Here is a 21,970-nt window from a genome sequence, read left to right as displayed (position 1 = left end):
GGTGGACGTCGACGGGACCACGACAGGAGCCGCGCGTCGGACCCGGAGCATCTACAGTCTTCATGTAGATGCATATCATGTCAAGGCGCTTACGGGCCGTGAGGGACGGGTGCCGCACCGGAAGTCGCCCGCACCGATCTGCGATCTACTTGCGCATGTAGATACGCATGACCGATCCTCGATTCCGTGACGAACCAGCAGAGCGGCCCAGGAGAAGATGAACCGGGCCAGGATCCCCAGCGCCGGGACGAGGACCTCGCGGCGCTGATCGAACGTCTGCTGGCACAGGTGCCGGACAGAACCCAGAAAGACCTGGCGGCAGGGGCCGGCATCTCCTATCCGACGCTCAACGCGTGGATGAACCGCACGCGCGGCACCTCGCGCATCGACCCCGAGAAACTCCGGGGCCTGGTCGAGGTGTTCCGGCGCTGGGGCGTGCGCACGACGCCGCGGGAGTTCTTCGAGGCGGTCGGCCGCCCCGTTCCGGGGCCGAGCGGCGACGAGCGCGAGGCCCGGCTCCTGAAGCTCTACCGGCAATTGCCGGAGTCACGTCAGCGCGCCCTGCTGAAGGACGCCGAGGCGATGCTCCAGATCAGCCGCATCATGTGAGGTCAGGGGCGCGGTTTCGGCCACGGGGCCTTCCCTCTCCCAGCAAGGCGGTCGTAACTGATGGGGCGGCCGGGGCAGTTGAATATGACGAAACCGCTTCGGAACCCGACCGCGATCGGTACCATCGGTCAACCGCTGACCTCCCGGAGCGGAACGCTCATGCCGTAGCGCATTCCTGGGGAGACAGTTGTGTGCGTCCACATTGCCGTGACGGATGGTCAGGCCAGCATCGCGGTCTGGGATTCGGACGAGGTCAGCATCCGCGTAGCCAGAGGTGCGCCCACCGGTGACGTACTGAGGGAAGTCGCGGACATCCTCATCGTCGATCTGGGCGCACCCGCTTCCCGCGGCGGACCTCTGCGCTGCTTCTGCGGGATGCGCGTGGAACTTCCCCTTGAGCTTCTGCCCTGTGTGCACGGGGCGGAAGCCGGCTGAGGACCCGGTTCCGGACAGAATCGCGCGCGAGACCGTTCCCCATCGGTGACGGGGAACGGTCGCTCTGCGGCGCGCTTCAGGCCCTCGGGCGCTCAGGCGCTCAGGCGCTCAGGCGGGCGATCGCCTCGTCCACCGTGAGCTCCTCGCGCTCACCGGTCCTGCGGTCCTTCAGCTCCAGGACGCCCTCCGCGCTGCGGCGGCCCGCGACGAGGATCTTCGGTACGCCGATCAGCTCGGCGTCGGTGAACTTCACGCCCGGGGAGACACCGGCACGGTCGTCGACCAGGACGCGCAGTCCGGCGGCGCGCAGCTTCTCGGAGACGTCCAGCGCCAGCTCCGTCTGCAGGGCCTTGCCCGCGGCGACGACATGGACGTCGGCCGGGGCGACCTCGGCGGGCCAGCACAGGCCCTGCTCGTCGGCGGTCTGCTCGGCGAGAGCGGCGACCGCGCGGGAGACGCCGATGCCGTAGGAGCCCATGGTGACGCGGACCGGCTTGCCGTTCTGGCCGAGGACGTCGAGCTTGAGGGCGTCGGCGTACTTGCGGCCGAGCTGGAAGATGTGGCCGATCTCGATGGCACGGTCGAGGACGAGGCCGGTGCCGCACTTGGGGCACGGGTCGCCGTCCTGGACGACCACGACGTCGACGTACTCGGAGACCTCGAAGTCCCGCCCGGCGACGACGTTGCGCGCGTGCGTCTGGGCCTTGTTGGCGCCGGTGATCCAGGCGGTGCCGGGGGCCACGCGCGGGTCGGCGATGTACTTCACCTTCTCGCCGAGCCCCTGCGGGCCGACGTAGCCGCGGACCAGGTCCGGGCGGCCCGCGAAGTCGGCCTCGGTGACCATCTCGACGGCGGCCGGGGCGAAGTGCGCCTCGACCTTGTCCAGGTCGACCTCGCGGTCACCGGGGACGCCGACGGCGACGATCTCGCCGTCGACCTTCACGAGAAGGTTCTTCAGGGTGGCCGAGGCCTCGACGCCGAGGAAGGCGGCGAGGGTCTCGATGGTGGGGGTGTCCGGGGTCGGGATCTCTTCGAGGGCGGCGACGGCGGAGGCGTCGACGGCCTTCAGCTCGTACGTGATCGCCTCGGTGTTGGCGGCGAAGTCGCAGTTCGGGCAGTCCGCGAAGGTGTCCTCGCCGGCGGCGGCCGGGGCGAGGAACTCCTCGGACTTCGAGCCGCCCATGGCGCCCGCGGTCGCGGCGCAGATGCGGTAGTCGAGGCCGAGGCGCTCGAAGACCCGCTGGTAGGCCTGGCGGTGCAGGGCGTAGGACTGCGCGAGCCCTTCGTCCTCGGTGTCGAAGGAGTAGGAGTCCTTCATGAGGAACTCACGGCCGCGCAGCACGCCCGCGCGCGGACGGGCCTCGTCGCGGTACTTGTTCTGGATCTGGTAGAGGATGACCGGCAGGTCCTTGTAGGAGGACGCCTGGTCCTTCACCAGCAGGGTGAAGATCTCCTCGTGGGTCGGGCCCAGCAGGTAGTCGCCGCCCTTGCGGTCCTGGAGGCGGAACAGCTCGGGGCCGTACTCCTCCCAGCGGCCGGTCGCCTCGTACGGCTCGCGCGGCAGGATCGCGGGGAGCAGCACCTCCTGGGCGCCGATCGCGTCCATCTCCTCACGGACGATCCGCTCGACGTTGGACAGCACCTTCTTGCCCAGCGGCAGCCAGGACCAGATGCCGGCCGCCGTGCGGCGGACGTAGCCGGCGCGGACGAGGAGCTTGTGGCTGAGGACCTCGGCGTCCGCCGGGTCGTCGCGCAGCGTCTTCGCCATCAACTGGGACATGCGCTGGACCGGTGCGTTGGCCATGGTTCTCGTACTCCTGCCGGAAAAGGGTGATGGCAAGGAGGTTAGCCGGGGGGCCGGGGGTGGCGGAAATCGGTTAAGGGCTTCAGCGGCGGCGCAGCGGGAGGGGGGCGCCCATCACGGCGTACGGCTTGGGGGCGCTCGGGAAGAGGACCTGGCGGGCGAGGTCCTGGTAGCCGAGGGAGTGGTAGAGGCCGCGGGCGGGGCTGTCGGTGTCGATGGCCGAGAGGATCGAGCGGGGCTGGGTGGCGCCGTCGGTGATCGTGGTGATCAGGGTGCGGCCGACGCCCCGGTTCTGGTGGCGGGGGTGGACGTGCAGCTCCGTGATCACGAAGGAGTCGTCGAGCCACGGCTCGTGGCCCTGCGCGCGCAGGTAGGGCTCCACGACCGTGGACCACCAGTGGGTGCGGTCGTTGGGCATGCCGTAGACGAACCCGACCAGATGGCCGTCGGCGGTCGCGCCGAGCGCTCGGGCCCCCGGGTACGTCATGTGCCGCAGGACGATCTGCCGCCGTACGGCCACTTCGTCGGCGCCGAGTCCGAAGGCGATGGCCTGGACGGCGAGCGCCTCGTCGACATGGGCGGCGAGGTCGAGGGGGCCGATCACGGCGTCGTCGGGGTGGTGGCGGTGTCCGTGACCGGGAAATCGCATGTGGGGAGAGTACAGGGGGTGTGCGCGTGCGGCAGGCGACGGGCGAGGGTTCAGAACAGGACGCTCATGAACGCGCCGACCTCTTCGAAGCCGACCCGCTGGTACGTCCGGCGCGCCGCCGTGTTGAAGTCGTTGACGTAGAGGCTGACCACGGGGGCGACGTCCGCGAGGGCGTAGCGCAGGACCGCCGCCATGCCGGGCGCGGCGAGCCCCTGGCCTCGGTACTCGGGGGCGACCCAGACGCCCTGGATCTGGCAGGCGCGGTCCGTCGCGGCGCCGATCTCCGCCTTGAAGACGACCTTGCCGTCGGCGTCGACGCGAGCGAACGAGCGGCCGGAGCCGACGAGTTCGGCGACCCGCGCCTGGTAGAGGAGGCCGCCGTCACCGGCGAGCGGGGAGACCCCGACCTCCTCGGTGAACATCGCCACGCACGCCGGCATGATCGTCTCCATCTCGTCCTTGCGGATGCGACGGACGTACGGATCGGGGGCGACGTCGGCGGGCATGCCGTCGGTGACCATCAGGGGCTGGTGGGCGCGGACGTCCCGGGCCGGGCCCCAGCTCGGTTCCAACAGGCGCCACAGCTGGGCGGTGGTCTCGGCGGGGCCGACGATGGAGGAGCAGCGGCGGCCGGCCCGGCGGGCGCGGTCCGCGAAGGCGCGGACGGCTCGGGGGGTCGCGCAGATCGGGACGAGGTTGGCGCCGGCGTAGCACAGGGACGTGAGCATGCCGTCCTCGTACCAGCCCCACATCTCGCCGCCGAGCCGCCAGGGGTCGAGGCCGGCCACCTGGACGCGTGAGGTCACGAAGGCGTTGGTGACCGGCTCGCGGTCGAGGACGGCGAGCGCTGCGTCCAGGTCGCTCGGTTCGAGGACCCGGGAGGTCGTCTGGGTCAACACGGGCGGGGCCTCACGGTGGGGACTGCGCTGATCTCCGCACTGTACCTGCGGAAGCTGAGCGGTGCCGACCCTGTGTGGGGTGCCGTTGGTTCGTGGTGGCCCTGGGAGTGTCGCGCCCGAGGGGTGGGGTGGGTGGGGTGTCGGGGCGGGTGCGGGTGGGTGGGGGCTGGTCGCGCAGTTCCCCGCGCCCCTTGGGGCCTGCGGCCCCTGCGGGCCCTTCGGCCTCTCGGGACACCGGCCGCCGTGCCGTCTCCCGTCGCGCCCCTGCGGCGGAGCCGCGCATCGCAGCACAGCCCCGCGCCCCTTGGGGCCCACGGCCCCTGCGGGCCCTTCGGCCTCTCGGGGCGGGGCCGGTCTTGGGGGGTGTCAGCCTGCTACCGCTACCGACGGTGCGCCGGACTCGACTCCCGCCGCTTCCATCTGCTCGGCGAGCTTCATGGCTTCCTCGATCAGGGTTTCGACGATCTTCGACTCCGGGACCGTCTTGATGACCTCGCCCTTGACGAAGATCTGGCCCTTGCCGTTGCCGGAGGCGACGCCGAGGTCGGCCTCGCGGGCCTCGCCGGGGCCGTTCACGACGCAGCCCATCACCGCGACGCGGAGGGGGACCTCCATGCCGGTGAGGCCCGCGGTGACCTCCTCCGCCAGCTTGTAGACGTCGACCTGGGCACGGCCGCAGGACGGGCAGGAGACGATCTCCAGGCCGCGCTGCTTGAGGTTGAGGGATTCGAGGATCTGGTTGCCGACCTTGACCTCCTCCACCGGGGGCGCGGAGAGGGAGACACGGATCGTGTCGCCGATGCCCTGGGAGAGGAGCGCGCCGAAGGCGACGGCCGACTTGATCGTGCCCTGGAACGCCGGGCCGGCCTCCGTGACGCCGAGGTGCAGGGGGTAGTCGCACTGGGCGGCGAGCTGCTTGTACGCCTCGATCATGATGACCGGGTCGTTGTGCTTGACCGAGATCTTGATGTCCCGGAAGTCGTGCTCCTCGAAGAGGGACGCCTCCCACAGGGCCGACTCGACGAGGGCTTCGGGCGTCGCCTTGCCGTACTTCTGGAGCAGGCGGCGGTCCAGGGAGCCGGCGTTGACACCGATGCGGATCGGGGTGCCGTGGTCACGGGCCGCCTTGGCGATCTCCTTGACCTTGTCGTCGAACTGCTTGATGTTGCCGGGGTTGACGCGGACCGCGGCGCAGCCCGCCTCGATGGCGGCGAACACGTACTTCGGCTGGAAGTGGATGTCCGCGATCACCGGGAGCTGCGACTTGCGGGCGATCGTCGCGAGGGCGTCCGCGTCGTCCTGGGTGGGGCACGCCACGCGCACGATCTGGCAGCCGGAGGCGGTGAGCTCGGCGATCTGCTGGAGGGTGGAGCCGATGTCGGAGGTGCGGGTCGTCGTCATGGACTGGACCGAGACCGGGGCGTCGCCGCCCACCGCGACCGTGCCGACCTGGATCTGCCGGCTCTTGCGCCGTTCGGCGATCTTGGTCGGAACCGACGGCATGCCGAGAGAAATCGCAGTCATCTGCTGTGCAACCCCAAGTCGTGGATCAAGGTCCGGTCCCGGAACAACGGGCTCCAGGCTTCGAGATTACGGCACGAGCCCAGGCGAGAGCACATCCCGCCGATCAACCCACTCAAAGGAAGGCGGCCCGGGACACAGGGTCCCGGGCCGCCGTGAACGCGGTATGGCTAGGAGATTTTCACCGGGTTGACCACGTCCGCGATCAGGACGAGCACGGTGAAGCAGACGAAGATCCCGGCCACCACGTACGCGACCGGCATCAGCTTCGCCACGTCGAACGGGCCCGGGTCCGGGCGGCGCAGGACCTTGGCGACGTTCCGGCGCAGGGACTCCCACAGCGCGCCCGCGACATGGCCGCCGTCCAGGGGCAGGAGCGGGAGCATGTTGAACAGGAACAGGGAGAGGTTGAAGCCGGCGAGGAGCATCACGAACATCGCCAGCTGCTGGGAGGCGGGGATGTCCAGGGTGGCGATCTCGCCGCCGACCCGGGCCGCGCCGACGATGCCCATGGGACTGTCCGCCTCGCGCTGGCCGTCGCCGAAGGCCGCGTCCCACAGGGCCGGGATCTTCGAGGGGAGGGCGGCCAGCGAGTCGACGGCGTCGCCGACCCGGTCCGTCATCCACACCACCGAGTCACCGAAGTCCTGCTTGACGACGCCGGTGGCGGCGCTGAAGCCGAGGAAGCCGGCCTTGACGTACTGGCCCTGGACGTAGGTGCCGCTGGAGTCCTTCTTGGCGACCTTGTTGGTGGCGATGGTCGCCGAGAGGTCCACTTCCTTGCCGTCGCGGTCGACGACGATCGGGACCGTCTTGCCCGCGCTGTCACGGATGAGGTCCGAGAGGGTGTTCCAGTCGTCGGTGCGGACACCGGCGAAGGAGACGATCTTGTCGCCGGCCTTCATGCCCGCGGCCTCGGCCGGGGACCGGGGGTCGCCGGTCTGGCACTTGTCGCGGTTCTCGCTCTGGGCGATCACGCACGGGGAGACGGAGGAGACGGTGGTGGTCTGCTGCTGGATGCCGAAGCCCATGAGGACCGTCAGGAACAGGCCGATCGCGAGGACCAGGTTCATGAACGGGCCCGCGAACATCACGATGACCCTCTTCCACGGCTTGCGCGTGTAGAAGAGGCGGGTCTCGTCACCCGGCTGGAGTTCCTCGAAGGCGGCGGAGCGGGCGTCCTCGATCATGCCGCGCCACGGGGAGGTGGAGCGGGCGGTCAGCTTGCCGTCCGGGCCGGGCGGGAACATGCCGATCATGCGGATGTAGCCGCCGAACGGGATGGCCTTGACGCCGTACTCGGTGTCGCCCTTCTTCCTCGACCAGAGGGTCGGGCCGAAGCCGACCATGTACTGGGGCACGCGGATGCCGAAGAGCTTGGCCGTGGAGAGGTGGCCCAGCTCGTGCCACGCGATCGAGACGAGGAGTCCGAGCGCGAAGACCGCTATGCCGAGGATGAACATCAGGGTCGTCATGCACGGGCCTCCGCCGTCTGTGCCGCCAGTTCCCGGGCCCGGGTGCGGGCCCAGGTCTCCGCTTCGAGGACGTCCGACACGGTGAGTGAGGTTCCCGTGACCGGCGTGCCGTGCTCGTCGACCACGCGCGTCACCGTCTCCATGATCCCGTTGAACGGCAGCGCGCCGGCCCGGAAGGCCTCGACGCACTCCTCGTTGGCGGCATTGAACACCGCCGGGGCCGTGCCCGCGAGCTTCCCCACGTGCCTCGCAAGGTTGACCGAAGGAAACGCGTCGTTGTCGAGCGGGAAGAACTCCCACGTCGACGCGGTGCTCCAGTCGAACGCGGGCGCCGCGTCGGGGACGCGCTCGGGCCAGCCGAGACCGATGGCGATCGGCCCCCGCATGTCGGGGGGCGTCGCCTGGGCGATCGTGGATCCGTCCGTGAACTCGACCATCGAGTGGACATACGACTGGGGATGCACGACCACCTCAATGCGGTCGAAGGAAATGTCGTAGAGGAGGTGCGCCTCGATGACCTCCAGGCCCTTGTTGACGAGGGTCGCGGAGTTGATCGTGATCACCGGGCCCATGGCCCAGGTGGGGTGGGCGAGGGCGTCCTCGACGGTGACGTGCGCGAGGTCGTCCCTGGTACGGCCGCGGAACGGACCGCCGGACGCCGTCACGACCAGCTTGCGCACATCCGCGCGGGTGCCGGAGGCGAGGGCCTGGAACAGGGCCGCGTGCTCGGAGTCGACCGGGATGATCTGGCCCGGCTTGGCGAGGGCCTTGACCAGCGGCCCGCCGACGATGAGCGACTCCTTGTTGGCGAGCGCGAGGGTACGGCCCGCCTCCAGGGCGGCGAGGGTCGGGGCGAGGCCGATGGAGCCGGTGATGCCGTTCAGGACGGTGTGGCACTCGGAGGCGGCGACCTGCGTGGCCGCGTCGGGGCCGGCGAGGATCTCGGGGAGCGGTGCGCCGCCGTACTGCGCCCGGAGCGCTTCGCGCAGGGCCGGTACGGCGTCCTCCCGGGCCACCGCGACGGTGCGCGCCTTCAGCCGGTACGCCTGCTCGGCGAGGAGGGCGACCCGGCCGCCGTTGGCGGAGAGCGCGGTGACGCGGAAGCGGTCCGGGTTGCGCAGGACGAGGTCGATCGCCTGGGTGCCGATCGAGCCGGTGGAGCCGAGGATCACCACGTCCTTGGGGCCGTCACCCGCGACGGGGTCGTAGACCAGATGCGGATCGGCGAGGGCGTGGGCGCCGGGCTCTCGGGTGGCTGGGCTGTCGCTCATCCTCCCATTGTTGCCGTAAGGACGGTGTGTGAGGACACCGCGTCCCTCTCCCGGGGGTGCCGGGTGTCACGTGGGCCACTCGCCTCGCCCGGGGGCCGGCCGGGCCCGCGCCCGACGGGTCACCAGGTCCGCGGGGGCCGCCCCGGGGACGGACGCGATCGGAAGCGGGTCTCCGGGGCCCGTGGCGCGGGCGCCGCGCCCGGCGGGATCGATCCGGACGCGACCGGGACTGTCCCCGGTCCTCAGATCATCCTGGGCGGGTTCCCGATCCTCCCGTGGGTGCCCCCGTGTGCGGGGGCACCCACGGGGGCGGTCAGCGGATCGGGCGGTGGACGTTGGCCTTCTCGCTGGGGCCCGGGGTGGCGTCGGCGATCCAGGGGCCCTCGCCCGAGGGGTCGACGACGCCCTGCTCCAGCCACTCGTAGGTGCCGGACATGACGCCCTTGACGACCTTCCGGTCGACGTCGTCGGTGTTGGTCCACAGGCGGCCGAAGAGTTCCTCGACGCGGATGCGGGACTGGCGGCAGAAGGCGTCGGCGAGTTGGTAGGCCTGGCGGCCGTGGTCCTCGGTGGAGCGCAGGAGTTCGGCGCGTACGCAGACCGCGCTCATCGCGAAGAGTTCGGCGCCGATGTCGACGATCCGGCCGAGGAAGCCCTGCTTGGTCTCCATCCGGCCCTGCCAGCGGGACATCGCGTAGAAGGTGGAGCGGGCGAGCTTGCGGGAGGTGCGTTCGACGTAGCGAAGATGGCCGGAGAGGTCTACTTCGCGCTTGAACTCTCCGTAGGAGTAGGGAAGTTGCCCTTGGCCGGCGACGAGCTTCGGGAGCCATTTGGCGTAGAAGACGCCCGCGCCCGCGCCTGCTTTCGCCTTGTCGCTCAGGGACGTGTCGGGGTCGATGAGGGCGCCGGCGACGGAGAGGTGGGCGTCGACGGCCTCGCGCGCGATGAGCAGATGCATGATCTCGGTCGAGCCCTCGAAGATGCGGTTGATGCGCAGGTCGCGCAGTACCTGCTCGGCGGGGACGGCGCGTTCGCCCCGGGCGGCGAGGGACTCGGCGGTCTCGAAGCCGCGTCCGCCGCGGATCTGGACGAGCTCGTCGGCGATGCGCCAGCCCATCTCGGAGGCGAAGAGCTTGGCGAGGGCGCCCTCGATGCGGATGTCGTTGCGGTCCTCGTCGGCCATCTGGGAGGACAGGTCGAGCACGGCCTCCAGGGCGAAGGTGGTCGCCGCGATGAAGCTGATCTTCGCGCCGACGGCCTCGTGCCCGGCGAGGGGCTTGCCCCACTGCTCGCGGGCCGCCGACCACTCGCGGGCGATCTTCAGGCACCACTTGCCCGCGGCGACGCAGGAGGCGGGCAGGGAGAGACGCCCGGTGTTGAGGGTGGTGAGGGCGATCTTCAGGCCCGCGCCCTCGGGGCCGATGCGGTTCGCGGCCGGGACGCGGACCTGGTGGAAGCGGGTCACGCCGTTCTCGATGCCGCGCAGGCCCATGAACGCGTTGCGGTTCTCGACGGTGACGCCGGGCGAGTCGGTCTCGACGACGAAGGCGGTGATGCCGCCCTTGTGCCCCTCGGACCTCGGCACCCGGGCCATGACGACGAGGAGGTCGGCGACGACCCCGTTGGTCGTCCAGAGCTTCACACCGTCGAGGACGTAGTCGTCGCCGTCGGGGACGGCGGTGGTGGCGAGCCGGGCCGGGTCGGAGCCGACGTCGGGTTCGGTGAGGAGGAAGGCGCTGATGTCGGTGCGGGCGCAGCGCGGGAGGAAGGCCTCCTTCTGCTCGTCCGTGCCGAACAGCTTCAGCGGCTGCGGGACGCCGATCGACTGGTGGGCGGAGAGGAGCACGCCGATCGCGGGGCTGGCGGAGCCGGCGAGGGTGAGCGCCTTGTTGTAGTACACCTGGGTGAGGCCGAGACCGCCGTACTTGGTGTCGATCTTCATGCCGAGGGCGCCGAGTTCCTTGAGGCCGGCGATCACCTCGTCGGGGATGCGGGCCTCGCGTTCGATCAGGGCGCCGTCGACCTTGGTCTCGCAGAAGTCGCGGAGTGTGGCGAGGAATTCCTCGCCGCGCCGGGCCGCCTCGCCGGTGGGCAGGGGGTGGGGGTGGACGAGGTCGAGGCGGAAGCGGCCGAGGAACAGCTCCTTGGCGAAGCTCGGCTTTCGCCATTCCTGCTCCCGGGCCGCCTCCGCGACCTCGCGGGCCTCACGTTCGGAGACGGTGGGTTTGCTGGATGGTGCGGACATGAGGCTCACCTCGCCGCGAATCGGGATCATGGACCGTTTTCGTTACCGACCGGTGCTACTCGATCGTATGTACCCGATCCCGGGCCGGGCCACCACCCCGGCGACGCACCCGCTCAGCCGACACCGACGGAACAGGCCTCGGTGTAAAGGCGTCCGGCGCCCTGCCGGTCGGCGTCGCCCCTGGCGTGCGACCACGGGTCGCCGGCGACGTTCATGGTGCCGGGGGCGGAGCTGACGGTGACGTCCCAGGCGGTCCTGACGGGCGTGCGCTCGCCGCCCCGCAGGGGCAGGCCGGTGGCGGCCGGGTCGACGTTCCAGCCCTCCGGAGGTCGTCGTCGGCCGTTGCGGTGCGCCGTCGGCCGCCGTGGGCGAAGAGCGCGAAAACGTTCCGCGGGCGGCGAGAATCGGCCATGGTAGGGAGGTTCCTGACGGCCTGGTCGAAGTCGATGTCGAAGCGCTTCGACAACCTATGGACACCCACCCTCGGTACGGCTACTGTCGAACCACCCTCACCCGCCGTTATTCGCACTGCGCACTGTCGAAGCGCTTCACAAAGCTTGGAGAGCTGGATGGTCACCCTCGCCGAGGTCGCCCAGCACGCCGGAGTCTCGGCGAGCACGGTGAGCTATGTCCTCAGTGGCAAGCGGTCCATCTCCACGACCACCCGGCAGCGGGTCGAGCAGAGCATCCGCGAACTGGGCTACCACCCGAACGCGGGCGCCCGGGCCCTGGCCAGCAGCAGGTCGAACATCATCGCGCTGATGGTGCCGCTGCGCACCGACATGTACGTCCCGGTGATGATGGAGATCGCCATCGCCGTGGCGACGACGGCCCGGCTCCACGGGTACGACGTGCTGCTGCTCACCGGCGAGGAGGGTCCCGACGCGGTCCGCCGGGTCACCGGGAGCGGGCTCGCCGACGCGATGATCCTCATGGACGTCGAACTCGACGACGAGCGGCTGCCGTTGCTGCGCGGCACCGACCAGCCCTCCGTGCTCATCGGGCTGCCCGCCGACACCTCCGGACTGACCTGCGTGGATCTCGACTTCCGGGCGACGGGCGCGCTGTGCGTCGAGCATCTCGCGATGCTCGGTCACCGCGACATCGCTGTCATCGGCGAGGCCCCGGCCGTCTACGAACGCCACACCGGCTTCGCCGAACGGACCCTGGACGGACTGCGCACCCGCGCCCAGGAGCTGGGCGTACGGCTGCTGCACCGCCCGTGCGAGGGCGGGTACGACGCGATGGCCGTCACCCTCGCGCGGGTCCTCGACGAACGGCCGGGGACGACCGGGTTCGTGGTGCAGAACGAGTCGGCGGTGGAACCGCTGCTCGCGCTGCTGCGCCAGCAGGGGCGCGCCGTCCCCGAGGACGTGTCGGTCGTCGCGGTCTGCCCCGACCAGGTGGCCACCCAGGCCTCGGTGCGGCTCACGTCCGTCGCGATCCCCGCACAGGAGATGGGCCGCAGCGCCGTGGAGCGCCTCGTGGCCAAGCTGGAGGGGCGCGGCAGTGACGAAGTCGCCCTCATCGCACCCGAGTTGACGGTACGGGCCAGCTCGGGCCCGGCCCCCGCCTGACCGAAGCCGTACGCTCCACCGCTCCCCCACAGCATCACGTTCACGCGTCCGCCCCCGCCGGGGCACCCCCATGTCTGCACTCCCCCGCAGTACAGGCGCACCGGAACGCCGGTGCGCCGGAGCCCAGGAGGCCCTCTCGTGCATCAGCCTGCCGTCAACCAGCCCGTCTCCGGCGCCCCGGCCGGTGCGGTGAGTCTCGCGCAGTCGTCCCCGACCGTCGGCACGTTCCGGGAGCGGGACGGCGCGCTGGAGTGGAGCGGCCGTCAGGAGACGCTGCGGATCGAGCCGTGGGGTCCGGACGCGGTCCGGGTCCGGGCGCGGCTCGGCGGTCCGATCCTCGACGGGCTGCCGGGGGCGCTGCTGGATGAGCCGCCGGCGACCGGGAGCACGGTCAAGATCGAGGCCGGGCAGGGGCAGTTGACCGTCGGCGGGCTCACCGTCGAGGTGAGCGGCGAGGGTCTGGTGCGGTTCCTGCGGACGGAGGACCGGACCGAGGTGCTCGCCGAGGAGCGGGCCCACTTCTGGTGGCCGGGCTCACGTCTGTACACGGCGGTCGGAGGCGGCCACCACCGGCTGGAGCAGCGGTTCGCCGCCTACGACGACGAGCGCCTGTACGGGCTGGGCCAGCACCAGCACGGCCGCTTCGACCAGAAGGGCCTGGTCCTCGACCTGGTGCAGCGCAACGCCGAGGTCACCATCCCGGTGCTGTCGTCCAGCCGCGGCTACACCCTGCTATGGAACAACCCGGCGATCGGGCGCGTCGAGCTGGCGGTCAACGGGACGCGCTGGGTGGCGGACTCGGCCCGGCAGATCGACTACTGGATCACGGCGGGCACCCCGGCCGACGGCCAGCGCCGCTACAGCGCGGTCAGCGGCCGTACGCCGATGCTGCCGGAGTGGGCGGCGGGCTTCTGGCAGTGCAAGCTGCGCTACCGCACCCAGGACGAACTCCTCGCCGTGGCGCGGGAGTACAAGCGCCGGGGGCTGCCGCTGTCGGCGATCGTGTGCGACTTCTTCCACTGGACGCATCTGGGCGACTGGAAGTTCGACCCGGCGGAGTGGCCCGACCCGGCGGCGATGGTCGCCGAACTGGCGGAGATGGGCGTCAAGTTGGTGGTGAGCGTGTGGCCGTCGGTGTCACCGCTGAGCGAGAACCATCCGGTGCTGGAGCAGGCCGGACACTTCATCGGCACCCAGTACGGTCCGACGGCGCACGCCGACTGGCCCGACAAGGAGGTCGCCTCGACGGTCCAGGTCGCCTTCTACGACGCCACGAACCCGGACGCCCGGGAGTTCGTGTGGTCCCGCGTCAAGGCCAACTACCTCGACCCGTACGGCATCACGGCGTTCTGGCTGGACGCCTGCGAGCCCGAGCTGAAGCCCGGGTTCCAGGAGAACCTGCGCTACTGGGCGGGCCCGGGCCTGGAGGTCGGCAACCTGTACCCGGCGGAGAACTCCCGGACGTTCCACGAAGGGCTGAGGGCCGAGGGCGAGGAGGTCATCACCCTCAACCGGTCGGCGTGGGCGGGCAGTCAGCGGTACGGGGCGGCCCTGTGGTCCGGTGACATCGGCACCGACTTCCCGACGCTGCGCCGGCAGATCGCCGCCGGCCTCAACACCGCGCTGTCCGGCATCCCCTGGTGGAACACGGACATCGGCGGCTTCCACGGCGGTGACCCGGACGACCCGGCGTACCGCGAGGTCATGGTCCGCTGGTTCCAGTTCGGCGCGCTCTCCCCGCTGATGCGGCTGCACGGCTTCCGCGACCCGGGGATGCCGCTGGGCCCGGAGATGACCGGCGGGCCCAACGAGGTCTGGTCGTACGGCGAGGAGGCCGGGGAGATCCTGGAGCGGTACCTGCGGCTGCGCGAGCGCCTGCGGCCCTACGTGCTGGACGTGATGCGCCAGGCGCACGAGGAGGGGCTGCCGCCGATGCGTCCGCTGTTCCTGGAGTTCCCCGAGGACCAGGCGGCCTGGCCGGTCGACGACGCCTACCTCCTGGGCCGGGACCTGCTGGTCGCCCCGGTGCTCACGGCGGGCGCCACGGCCCGTACGACGTATCTCCCGGCGGGCGCCGACTGGACCGACGCGTGGACCGGGCGGACGTACGCGGGCGGGGTGACGGTGACCGTCGACGCCCCGCTGGACCGCATCCCGCTGTTCCTGCGGGACGGGGCGCGGCTGCCCGTGGCGGAGTAGCCGCATCTGGCCGTGCGGCCGGTCCCCGGATAGGGGAGGGACCGGCCGCACTTCAACCCGGTCCGGTCAACTGCTGCTGACGGTCAGGTTGTTGGTCTGGAAGTCCAGGCCGCCGGACGAGCTGGTGATCTCGTAGCCGAACTGGACGTCACCGATGGTCTCGCTGCTGGACATCCAGCCCTTGGTGTTGGCGATCCAGTTGAGGATCGACTTGATGTCCACGGTGCCCGACGAGGAGTCCGAGGTGCGCAGGAACGAGAACACCTCGTTGGAGCCGTTGCTGCCCTTGTAGACGGTCCAGGTGTGGCTGCCGAGGGTGAGGTTGCCCTGCGAGGTGCCGAGCGGGCCGACGGCTCCGTTGTAGTTGACCCACAGCATGATCTCGTAGTCGTAGTCGGTGTCCCAGATGTCGTACGACGTGTTGTACGCGCCGGACGACGGGACGGTGACGTTGTAGCTGCTGGTGAGCGAGCCCAGGGACGCGATGGTCTTGTTGACCACCTTCTTCGCGTTCGGGTACGACTTGATGCCGCCGGTGTTGGGGTGGTTGGCCCAGACCCCCCAGTTGGTGCCGGAGTTGGCCCAGACGCACTGGCTTCCGGCGCCGGAGCCCCAGATGTTGTTGTAGAGCGTGTAGCCGTTCAGGGTCGTGTTGCCCCACTGGTCGCAGGAGCTCCAGACGGCGGCGGAGGCCGGCGCGGAGGCGAGACCGACGGTGGCGCCGAGGGCCATCGCGGGGGCCAGTACGGCCAGGGTGAGCCTGCGCAGGGGCCTGCGCTTCTTCTTCGGCTGTTCCATGGTGTCCCTTCCATGGGTGGGGGGAGGTGCGGGGAGCTACCACGTCCCCAGGCTGAGGACGTGGTCTTCTCCGGCGACGAGGTCGAGCGGTCGCGCGCCGGTGGAAGTCCGGAGTTCGACGCGGTGCGTGCGGGTGGGGCGCAGCACCGCGGTCGCTCGGTGCGGGGTCCAGGTCAGGTCGAGTTCCGCGCCGAACCGGGTGCGCAGGCCGGTGACACGTCCCGTCGGGTGGGCCGCCGGGAGCGCGGGGAGCAGGACGAGACGGTCCGGGGTCGACTGGACGAGCATCTCGACGAGCACGGCGGGCAGGGTGTGCGCGGCGTCCGCGTTGTAGACGTCCCGGTCCGGGTAGTGCGCGCTCATCAGGGAGGTGTGGAAGAAGTCGCCCTTGAGCACCTGGCCGAGCGCGTGCGCGACCCGGTCCGCGTCGCGCAGCCGGGCGGCGACCAGGGCGTGGTGGAGGTGTCCGTGGGCCGAGTCGTTCTCGGCGCCGCGCAGTTGGAGCGCGCGGTGGGCGGCGGTGGCCAGGCCGGGGGTGTCGTAGGGGTTGATCTCGTCGAGGGGCCAGACGCCGTAGAGGTGGCTGAGGTGCCGGTGGTCGTAGGTGTCGGCCAGGCCGGGCCACGCCCATTCGGCGAGGGCACCGTCGTCGTTGATCCGGTGCGGTGGGAGGCGGTCGGCGAGGGCCGTCCAGCGTGCGGCCCGGTCGGGGTGGTGGGCGGCGGCGGTGAGGAGGGCGTGCCGGGCCGCCGAGAGGTCCATCGCGGCGTTGAGCGCGCCCCAGCTCGCGTTGGCGGGCCGGTTCTCCGGCGAGTAGGAGGGGACGACGACCAGGTGCCCCGCGTCGTCCGTGCGGGTGAGGAAGTCCTCGTAGAACAGGGCGACTTCGGCGAGCGCGGCGGCGGTGCGCGGGTCGGGTGCGCCCTGGGTCTCGTCGTGGTCGACGAGTGGCTTGAGCAGCCAGTCGGCGCCGGCCGTCCACAGGTGCAGCGGGTACTCCCGGCTGAAGTGGTACGTCAGTCCCGACTCGCCGTCGCTGTGGGGCGGGGCGACGACGCCTCGGGCGCCGAAGATCGCGCGGGCGTTGTCCCGCCAGTCGTCGAGCTGGCCGTGGACGAGGCGGGCGTGCGCCTCGGTGACTTCGGGGAGGGCCGCCGCGGCGGCGGAGGCGGTCTGGAGGTTGACGTTGGCGTCGTTGGTGAAGGCGCCCGCCCAGGCGGTGTCCCAGTCGCCGGTCCACAGTCCGGTGAGGCGGGGCGGGAAGAGGCCGCTGGCGGAGAGCAGGTGGTAGCGGCCGGCGGCGAAGAGGCGCTCCAGGAGGGCGGGGCTGTCGGGCCGGCCGAGCAGCTCCGAGCCGGACAGGGCCCGTTCGGCGGGGTCTGCGTCGAGGTCGAGGGTGACGCGTTCGTAGGCGGTGCGGTGGAGCGCGGTGTGGCGGGCGAGCAGGTCGGCGGCGTCGGCGGGCAGGGCGCGCAGCCGGTCGGCCTCCGCCAGGGCGTCCAGCTCGCCGGTGTGCCGCAGGACCCGGGTGAGCAGCAGCACGGACTCGGCGCCCGTGATCCGCAGGCCGGGCGGGGTGAGCGTGGTGGTGCCGCCGGTGACCCGGGCGAGGGTGACACCGGTGTAGGCGCGGTCGGTGCCGGGGTAGCGCACGCGCAGGGTGAGCAGGGCGCCGTCGGGGGTGAGGACGGCCCCCTGGCCGACGCCGAGGTCGTTCGGGGCTCCCGGGAGGCGGTGGTCGAGGCCGATGGTGAGGTCGGGGGCGGTGAGCGACTGGACGACGACGTCGTCGGCGCGGGACACGAACAGGCGGCTGTCGTGGCCGGCGTACGCGCTGTGGATGACGCCGGTGGTGAAGTCGACGGACCTGCGGTAGCCGCGCGGGCGGGTGCCGCGCCGGTGCAGCCGGATGTGGAACGCCGGGTGGAAGGGCTGCACCCACTGAAGGGGGCGCCCGTCGGTGAAGCTCTCCGCCGCGTGTGTCTCTCCGGCGAGCAACCGGTCCTGGAGGGCGGGGAGTTCGGCGGCGAGTTCGGGCGGGCGGGCCCGGTCGGCGCCGTTGGGCCGGACCAGGGTGTGATGCGTGACGACGAGCCGCTCGTCGTTCGGTTCCCCGAACAGCAGGGCGCCGTGATGGCCGTTGCCGCTGAGATACCCGTCCTCCCAGCGCAGGGCGGGACGGGGTTCCCAGGTGCCGTGGACGGGGTGGGCGGGACGTTCCGGGGTGTTCATGGCTGGAGCACCGCCGCTCCGTGGCGGCCGAGGGCGAGTTCGCCGGTGACGGTCTCGCCGGTCAGCAGATCGCGGTGGGTGCCGGGGACCTGGACGCGCACCGTGTCGCGCCCGTGGTTGAGCAGGAACAGCGATTCGCCGCGCCGTACCGCCTCGACGCCCGCCGGGAGGCCGTCGAGGACCGGGCGGACCCCGGCACCGGCGGCGTACCCGGCGAGGAGCGCGCGGAGCGCGTCGGGCTCGGGGAGGGTGGCGAGGTAGCGGGCTCTTCCGCTGCCCCGGTCCCGGCCCAGCACGGCGGGCAGGCCGTCGAGTTCACCGCCCTTGAAGACGGCGTCGACCGTCGCGTCCTCCTCCCGCTCGATCTCCTCGGACCACAGGGTCCCGCGGAAGGCGCCGCAGTCGGCGGTGTCCTCCGCCTCCAGCGGCCACCACTCGTGCAGGGTGCGGATGCCGAACAGGTCGCGCAGCCGTGCGTCCATGCCGCCCTCGCGCACCCGGTCGTCCTGGTCGGCGACGCCGGTGAGGAAGCCGGAGACGAGTGTGCCGCCCTGCTCCACGTAGGCGAGGAGGTTGTCGATCGCCGCGTCGGTGAGGGCGTAGAGCTGGGGCACGACCACGAGTCCGTAGGCGGTGAGGTCGTGTTCGGGGTGGGCGAAGTCCGTGGCGAGGTGGGACTCCCACAGGGCGCGGTGCCAGGCGGTGAGGACGCGGGGGAGGTCGACCCGCCCCGACAGCCGTCCCTCGTGGGCGCCGGCCCACCAGGAGTGCCAGTCGAGCAGGACGGCGATCTCACCGGGGGTATGACGGCCCGTCACGGCCGGTGCGATCCGGGCGAGTTCGGCGCCCAGCTGCTTGATCTCCTGATACGTGCGGCCCCGCTCCCCCGCGTGGCCGACCATGCCGGAGTGGAACTTCTCCGCGCCCTGGCGGGACTGGCGCCACTGGAAGTAGCAGACGGCGTCGGCGCCCCGGGCGACGGCCTGGAGGGACCAGAGGCGGTTGAGGCCACGCGGCTTGGGGTGGTTGACCTCCCGCCAGTTGACCGGGCCGGCCGCCTGTTCCATGAGCATCCAGGGGCCGCGGGCCTGCGAGCGGGTCAGGTCGTGGACGAGGGCGCCGTACTGGGCGGCGAGCGGGTCGCGCGGGTCGGGGTAGAGGTCGACGGAGACGACGTCCTCCTCCGCCGCCCAGCGCCAGGCGTCCAGCCCGTCCCACAGGGCCATGAAGTTGGTGGTGACCGGGAGGTGCGGGGTGTGCCGTCGCACGATGTCGCGTTCGGCGGTGCAGCACTCCAGGAGCATGTCGGAGGTGAACCGCTTGAAGTCCAGCACCTGGGTGGGGTTCTTCAGGTAGTGGGCGCGGCGGGGGGTGTGGATCTCCTCCCAGTCGCCGTAGCCCTGGCTCCAGAAGGCCGTTCCCCAGGCGGTGTTGAGGGCGTCGAGCGTGCCGTAGCGGTTCCGGAGCCAGTCGCGGAAGCGGGCGGCGGCCTGGTCGCTCCAGTCGTAGGTGCAGTACTCGTTGTTGATGTGCCACATGGTGAGCGCCGGGTGGTCGCCGTAGCGGGCGGCGAGGTCCTCGGTGATCGCGGCGGCGTGGCGGCGGTAGACGGCGCTGGAGTGCGAGAAGTGCTGCCGTCCGCCCCACCACTCGGTGCGGCCGTCCTGGTCGACGGGGAGGGTGTCGGGGTGGAGCCGGCCCATCCAGGGCGGCGGCGAGGAGGTCGGGGTGGCGAGGACGACCCCGACGCCGTGCGCGTGGAGGAGGTCCATCAGCCGGTCCAGCCAGCCGAAGTCCCGTTCCCCCGGGCGGGGTTCGAGCCGGGCCCAGGAGAAGACGCCGACGGTGACGGAGTTGACGCCGGCGTCCTTCATCAGCCGGACGTCGTCGGACCAGGTCTCCTCGGGCCACTGCTCGGGGTTGTAGTCGCCGCCGAAGAGGATGCGGCCCCGGGTGGCGTCGTGCAGGCCGGGCATCAGACGGGCTCCCCGTACTGGATGCCGCGCCCGTTGGTGGCGAGGTACACACGGCCGTACACCCTCGGGTCGCCGGTGATGGTCTCGCCGGTCCAGCCCCATTGGTGTCCGTCGTCGTTGATCCGGGTCCAGGTCCGCGCCGCGTCGTCGGAGCGGTAGACGCCGGTGAGGGCCTCGGTCGAGCCGACCTGGTAGATCGCCGGGTAGCCGGCGCCGTCGGCGGCCTTGCCGAAGCCGAGGGTGTACGAGGCCCAGCAGCTGTCGGCCTGGGTGAAGGAGGCGCCTCCGTCGGTGGACCGGTGGAGCCCGTTCCACTTGGCGCTGAGCCACAGGTCGCCGGAGCGGCCGGGGGCGGCGGCGAGCTTGAACTGGCTGTCCCCGGAGGGCAGTCCGGTGGCGCGGGCGGTGAAGGTGAGGCCGCTGTCGGTGCTGGCGTACAGCGTTCCGGTGTCGGTGTCGAAGGTGTAGAAGCGCGTCGGGTCGGCCGGGTCGGCGACCGGTGTGGCGCCCTTGGGGAAGGTGGGGATCTCCGTCCAGGTGGCGCCGTTGTCGGCGGAGCGGTGGGCCGGGTACCTGGTGCCGTCCCAGTGGACGAAGACCCACAGCAGGACGCTGCCGTCGGCGTTGACGGCGATCGGCCCGGGGGCGCTCGGGGCGAGGTCGGGCTGGGCCGCGAAGGGGGCCCAGGTGCGCCCGCCGTCCTGCGAGTGGGCCCCGTTGCCGTGGTCGCCCCACCCGGTGCGCACGACGTACGCGGGTCTTCCCGCGGCCTGCGCGAGTCCCGTCGCGGACCCGGTGACCGGGTTGGTGGCCATGCCGCGCGAGGGGGAGGCGGTGAGCCGCTCGTGGTACATGACGCCGATGTCCCGGGAGCCGCTCAGCAGATGCGCCTCGCCGACGGGGGGCGACACCAGCTGGACGACCGACGCCTCCTCCAGGCCCCGCACCCTGGGGGCCCAGTGCGTCAGGTCGCGGGTGCCGTAGACGGTGGCGCCGGTGCCGTAGAGGACGTGGCGGGAGTCGAACGGGTCGAGGGCGAGGGCCTGGATCCACCAGCCGAACTTCGGTTCCTGCGCTCCCCACTTGAGGTACGGGGTCTCGGAGACGTCGAGGACGGCGGTGTCCTTCAGCGAGGTCCAGGTGCGACCGCCGTCGGTGGTGCGGTACACGGTGTCGACGGCGGCCCAGCGGTTGTTGGTGGAGACGACGGCGGTGCCGGGGCGGCGGGCGTCGACGGCGACCCCGCCGTAGCCGAACAGGTCGCTGCCGCCCGGCGCCACGGGCGTCACGTCCGTCCAGGTGCCGGTGGTGACGGCCAGCTTGTGGACGCTGCCGTCGGACTGACCGTTGGGCCCTGGCGCGTCGGCGTACGTCAGGTACAGCTCGCGCGCGTGGCGGTCGTACGCGGCGCGGATCGGCACCTTGGCGGACGTGCCGCCGGGCTGTCCGGGGACGGCCTCCCAGGTGGTGCCGTCGGCGGTGCGGAACAGGGTGGCGCCGCCGGAGTCGCCCCAGCCGGCGTACACGGTCCGTCCGGCGGCGACGAGCAGGGTGACGCCCTGCCCGGAGGGGCTCGGGGCGCCGGGGAAGGCGTCGGCAGGGACCCAAGTGGTGCCTCTGTCGGTGGACTTGAGCAGTCCGTCGTGGCGGGTCCCGAGCCAGAGGGTGTCGCTGTCACGGGGGTCGACGAGCAGCCGCTCCCCCGTCCCGCGCCCGTCCTCGTTGGCCCCGAGCTTCACGCCGAGGTCGCTGCGGGTCCAGGTGGCGCCCCGGTCGTCGGAGCGCAGCAGGGCGCCGTCGGACGCCCAGGACTGGGCGTAGGTGCCGAGGGCGAGGTACAGCCGGTCGGGGTGGGCGGGGTCGACGGCCATCGCCTCGACGCCGAGCAGGTTCCAGTCGTCCCAGCCCAGATGGTCGACGAGCGGTGTCCAGCGCGCGGCCCGGTCGTCCCAGCGGTAGGCCCCGCCGATGTCGGTACGGGCGTAGGCGAGCCCGCGTACCGAGGGGTGGAAGAGGAGGCCGGTGATGAACCCGGTGCCGCCGATGACGGCGTTGCGCCAGCGGTAGGCGGGGGTGCCGTCACCGGGGGTGGCGCCGGAGGGGGTGCCGTCGGCGGCGTGCGCCCGCCCGGGAAGCAGCGGAACGGTGGCGAGAGCGGCAGCCGCCGCGGTGCCCGCAAGAACGCTTCGCCTGCTGGGGCGGGACGTGCGCATGACATACCTCGCTCTGTGGAAGGGGTGGGATCCGTACGTGGCTCGGACGAGGGGGACGAAGGGCTGC

14 protein-coding genes are annotated in these 21,970 nt (G+C 71.7%); 3 read left to right on the top strand and 11 right to left on the bottom strand.

Annotated features, from left to right (window positions below):
* The first annotated feature begins 186 nt into the window (after positions 1-186).
* Entirely contained in the window at positions 187-609 is a 423-nt protein-coding gene (locus ACIPSE_RS09820; protein ID WP_401659625.1) for a helix-turn-helix domain-containing protein, read from the top strand.
* A 535-nt stretch (positions 610-1,144) separates the two neighbouring features.
* Here ACIPSE_RS09820 and ACIPSE_RS09815 read toward each other — a convergent pair.
* From ACIPSE_RS09815 to ACIPSE_RS09785, 7 genes are all read right to left on the bottom strand, one after another.
* Positions 1,145-2,848: a proline--tRNA ligase gene (locus ACIPSE_RS09815; protein WP_401659622.1), complete on the bottom strand. Its 1,704-nt coding sequence runs from the start codon at positions 2,846-2,848 to the stop codon at positions 1,145-1,147.
* 82 nt (positions 2,849-2,930) lie between these two features.
* Positions 2,931-3,497, bottom strand: a complete 567-nt coding sequence (locus tag ACIPSE_RS09810) for a GNAT family N-acetyltransferase (protein ID WP_401659619.1) — start codon at positions 3,495-3,497, stop codon at positions 2,931-2,933.
* 50 nt (positions 3,498-3,547) lie between these two features.
* Positions 3,548-4,396, bottom strand: coding sequence for a GNAT family N-acetyltransferase (locus ACIPSE_RS09805; protein WP_401659616.1), 849 nt, complete (start codon positions 4,394-4,396; stop codon positions 3,548-3,550).
* A gap of 366 nt (positions 4,397-4,762) precedes the next feature.
* A complete protein-coding gene (gene ispG / locus ACIPSE_RS09800; RefSeq protein WP_401659613.1) occupies positions 4,763-5,920 on the bottom strand; it encodes a flavodoxin-dependent (E)-4-hydroxy-3-methylbut-2-enyl-diphosphate synthase in 1,158 nt (385 codons plus the stop codon).
* A gap of 167 nt (positions 5,921-6,087) precedes the next feature.
* Positions 6,088-7,380, bottom strand: a complete 1,293-nt coding sequence (locus ACIPSE_RS09795) for a M50 family metallopeptidase (RefSeq protein ID WP_401659798.1) — start codon at positions 7,378-7,380, stop codon at positions 6,088-6,090.
* Between the two features lie 8 nt (positions 7,381-7,388).
* On the bottom strand, positions 7,389-8,663 hold the full coding sequence (dxr, locus tag ACIPSE_RS09790; RefSeq protein WP_401659610.1) for a 1-deoxy-D-xylulose-5-phosphate reductoisomerase: 1,275 nt from the start codon (positions 8,661-8,663) through the stop codon (positions 7,389-7,391).
* A 313-nt stretch (positions 8,664-8,976) separates the two neighbouring features.
* The gene (locus tag ACIPSE_RS09785) at positions 8,977-10,908 is read right to left on the bottom strand and encodes an acyl-CoA dehydrogenase family protein (RefSeq protein WP_401659607.1); all 1,932 of its coding nucleotides are present in this window, start codon (positions 10,906-10,908) and stop codon (positions 8,977-8,979) included.
* Positions 10,909-11,477: 569 nt separating this feature from the next.
* Here ACIPSE_RS09785 and ACIPSE_RS09780 point away from each other — a divergent pair.
* Together ACIPSE_RS09780 and ACIPSE_RS09775 are read left to right on the top strand one after the other, a co-directional pair.
* Positions 11,478-12,485: a LacI family DNA-binding transcriptional regulator gene (locus ACIPSE_RS09780; RefSeq protein WP_401659604.1), complete on the top strand. Its 1,008-nt coding sequence runs from the start codon at positions 11,478-11,480 to the stop codon at positions 12,483-12,485.
* 138 nt (positions 12,486-12,623) lie between these two features.
* A complete protein-coding gene (locus tag ACIPSE_RS09775; protein ID WP_401659601.1) occupies positions 12,624-14,684 on the top strand; it encodes a TIM-barrel domain-containing protein in 2,061 nt (686 codons plus the stop codon).
* A gap of 66 nt (positions 14,685-14,750) precedes the next feature.
* Here the strand turns inward: ACIPSE_RS09775 and ACIPSE_RS09770 are convergent, their stop codons facing one another.
* From ACIPSE_RS09770 to ACIPSE_RS09755, 4 genes are read right to left on the bottom strand one after another with little or no spacing between them, the layout of a single operon-like run.
* A complete protein-coding gene (locus ACIPSE_RS09770) occupies positions 14,751-15,482 on the bottom strand; it encodes a hypothetical protein (protein WP_401659598.1) in 732 nt (243 codons plus the stop codon).
* Between the two features lie 36 nt (positions 15,483-15,518).
* Positions 15,519-17,714 carry a glycosyl hydrolase family 95 catalytic domain-containing protein gene (locus tag ACIPSE_RS09765; RefSeq protein ID WP_401659595.1) on the bottom strand — a complete coding sequence of 732 codons (2,196 nt, stop codon included), beginning with the start codon at positions 17,712-17,714 and terminating at the stop codon, positions 15,519-15,521.
* Positions 17,711-19,690 (bottom strand): beta-galactosidase, encoded by a 1,980-nt coding sequence (locus ACIPSE_RS09760; protein ID WP_401659593.1) that lies wholly within the window; start codon positions 19,688-19,690, stop codon positions 17,711-17,713. Before ACIPSE_RS09760 ends, ACIPSE_RS09765 begins: the two co-directional genes overlap by 4 nt.
* Positions 19,690-21,903 (bottom strand): 1,4-beta-glucanase, encoded by a 2,214-nt coding sequence (locus ACIPSE_RS09755; protein WP_401659590.1) that lies wholly within the window; start codon positions 21,901-21,903, stop codon positions 19,690-19,692. Before ACIPSE_RS09755 ends, ACIPSE_RS09760 begins: the two co-directional genes overlap by 1 nt.
* Positions 21,904-21,970: the final 67 nt, after the last annotated feature.

It is taken from the genome of Streptomyces sp. NPDC090106, assembly GCF_044747265.1.
GTDB lineage: Bacteria > Actinomycetota > Actinomycetes > Streptomycetales > Streptomycetaceae > Streptomyces.
This window is presented reverse-complemented; position numbering and strand designations above follow the sequence as displayed.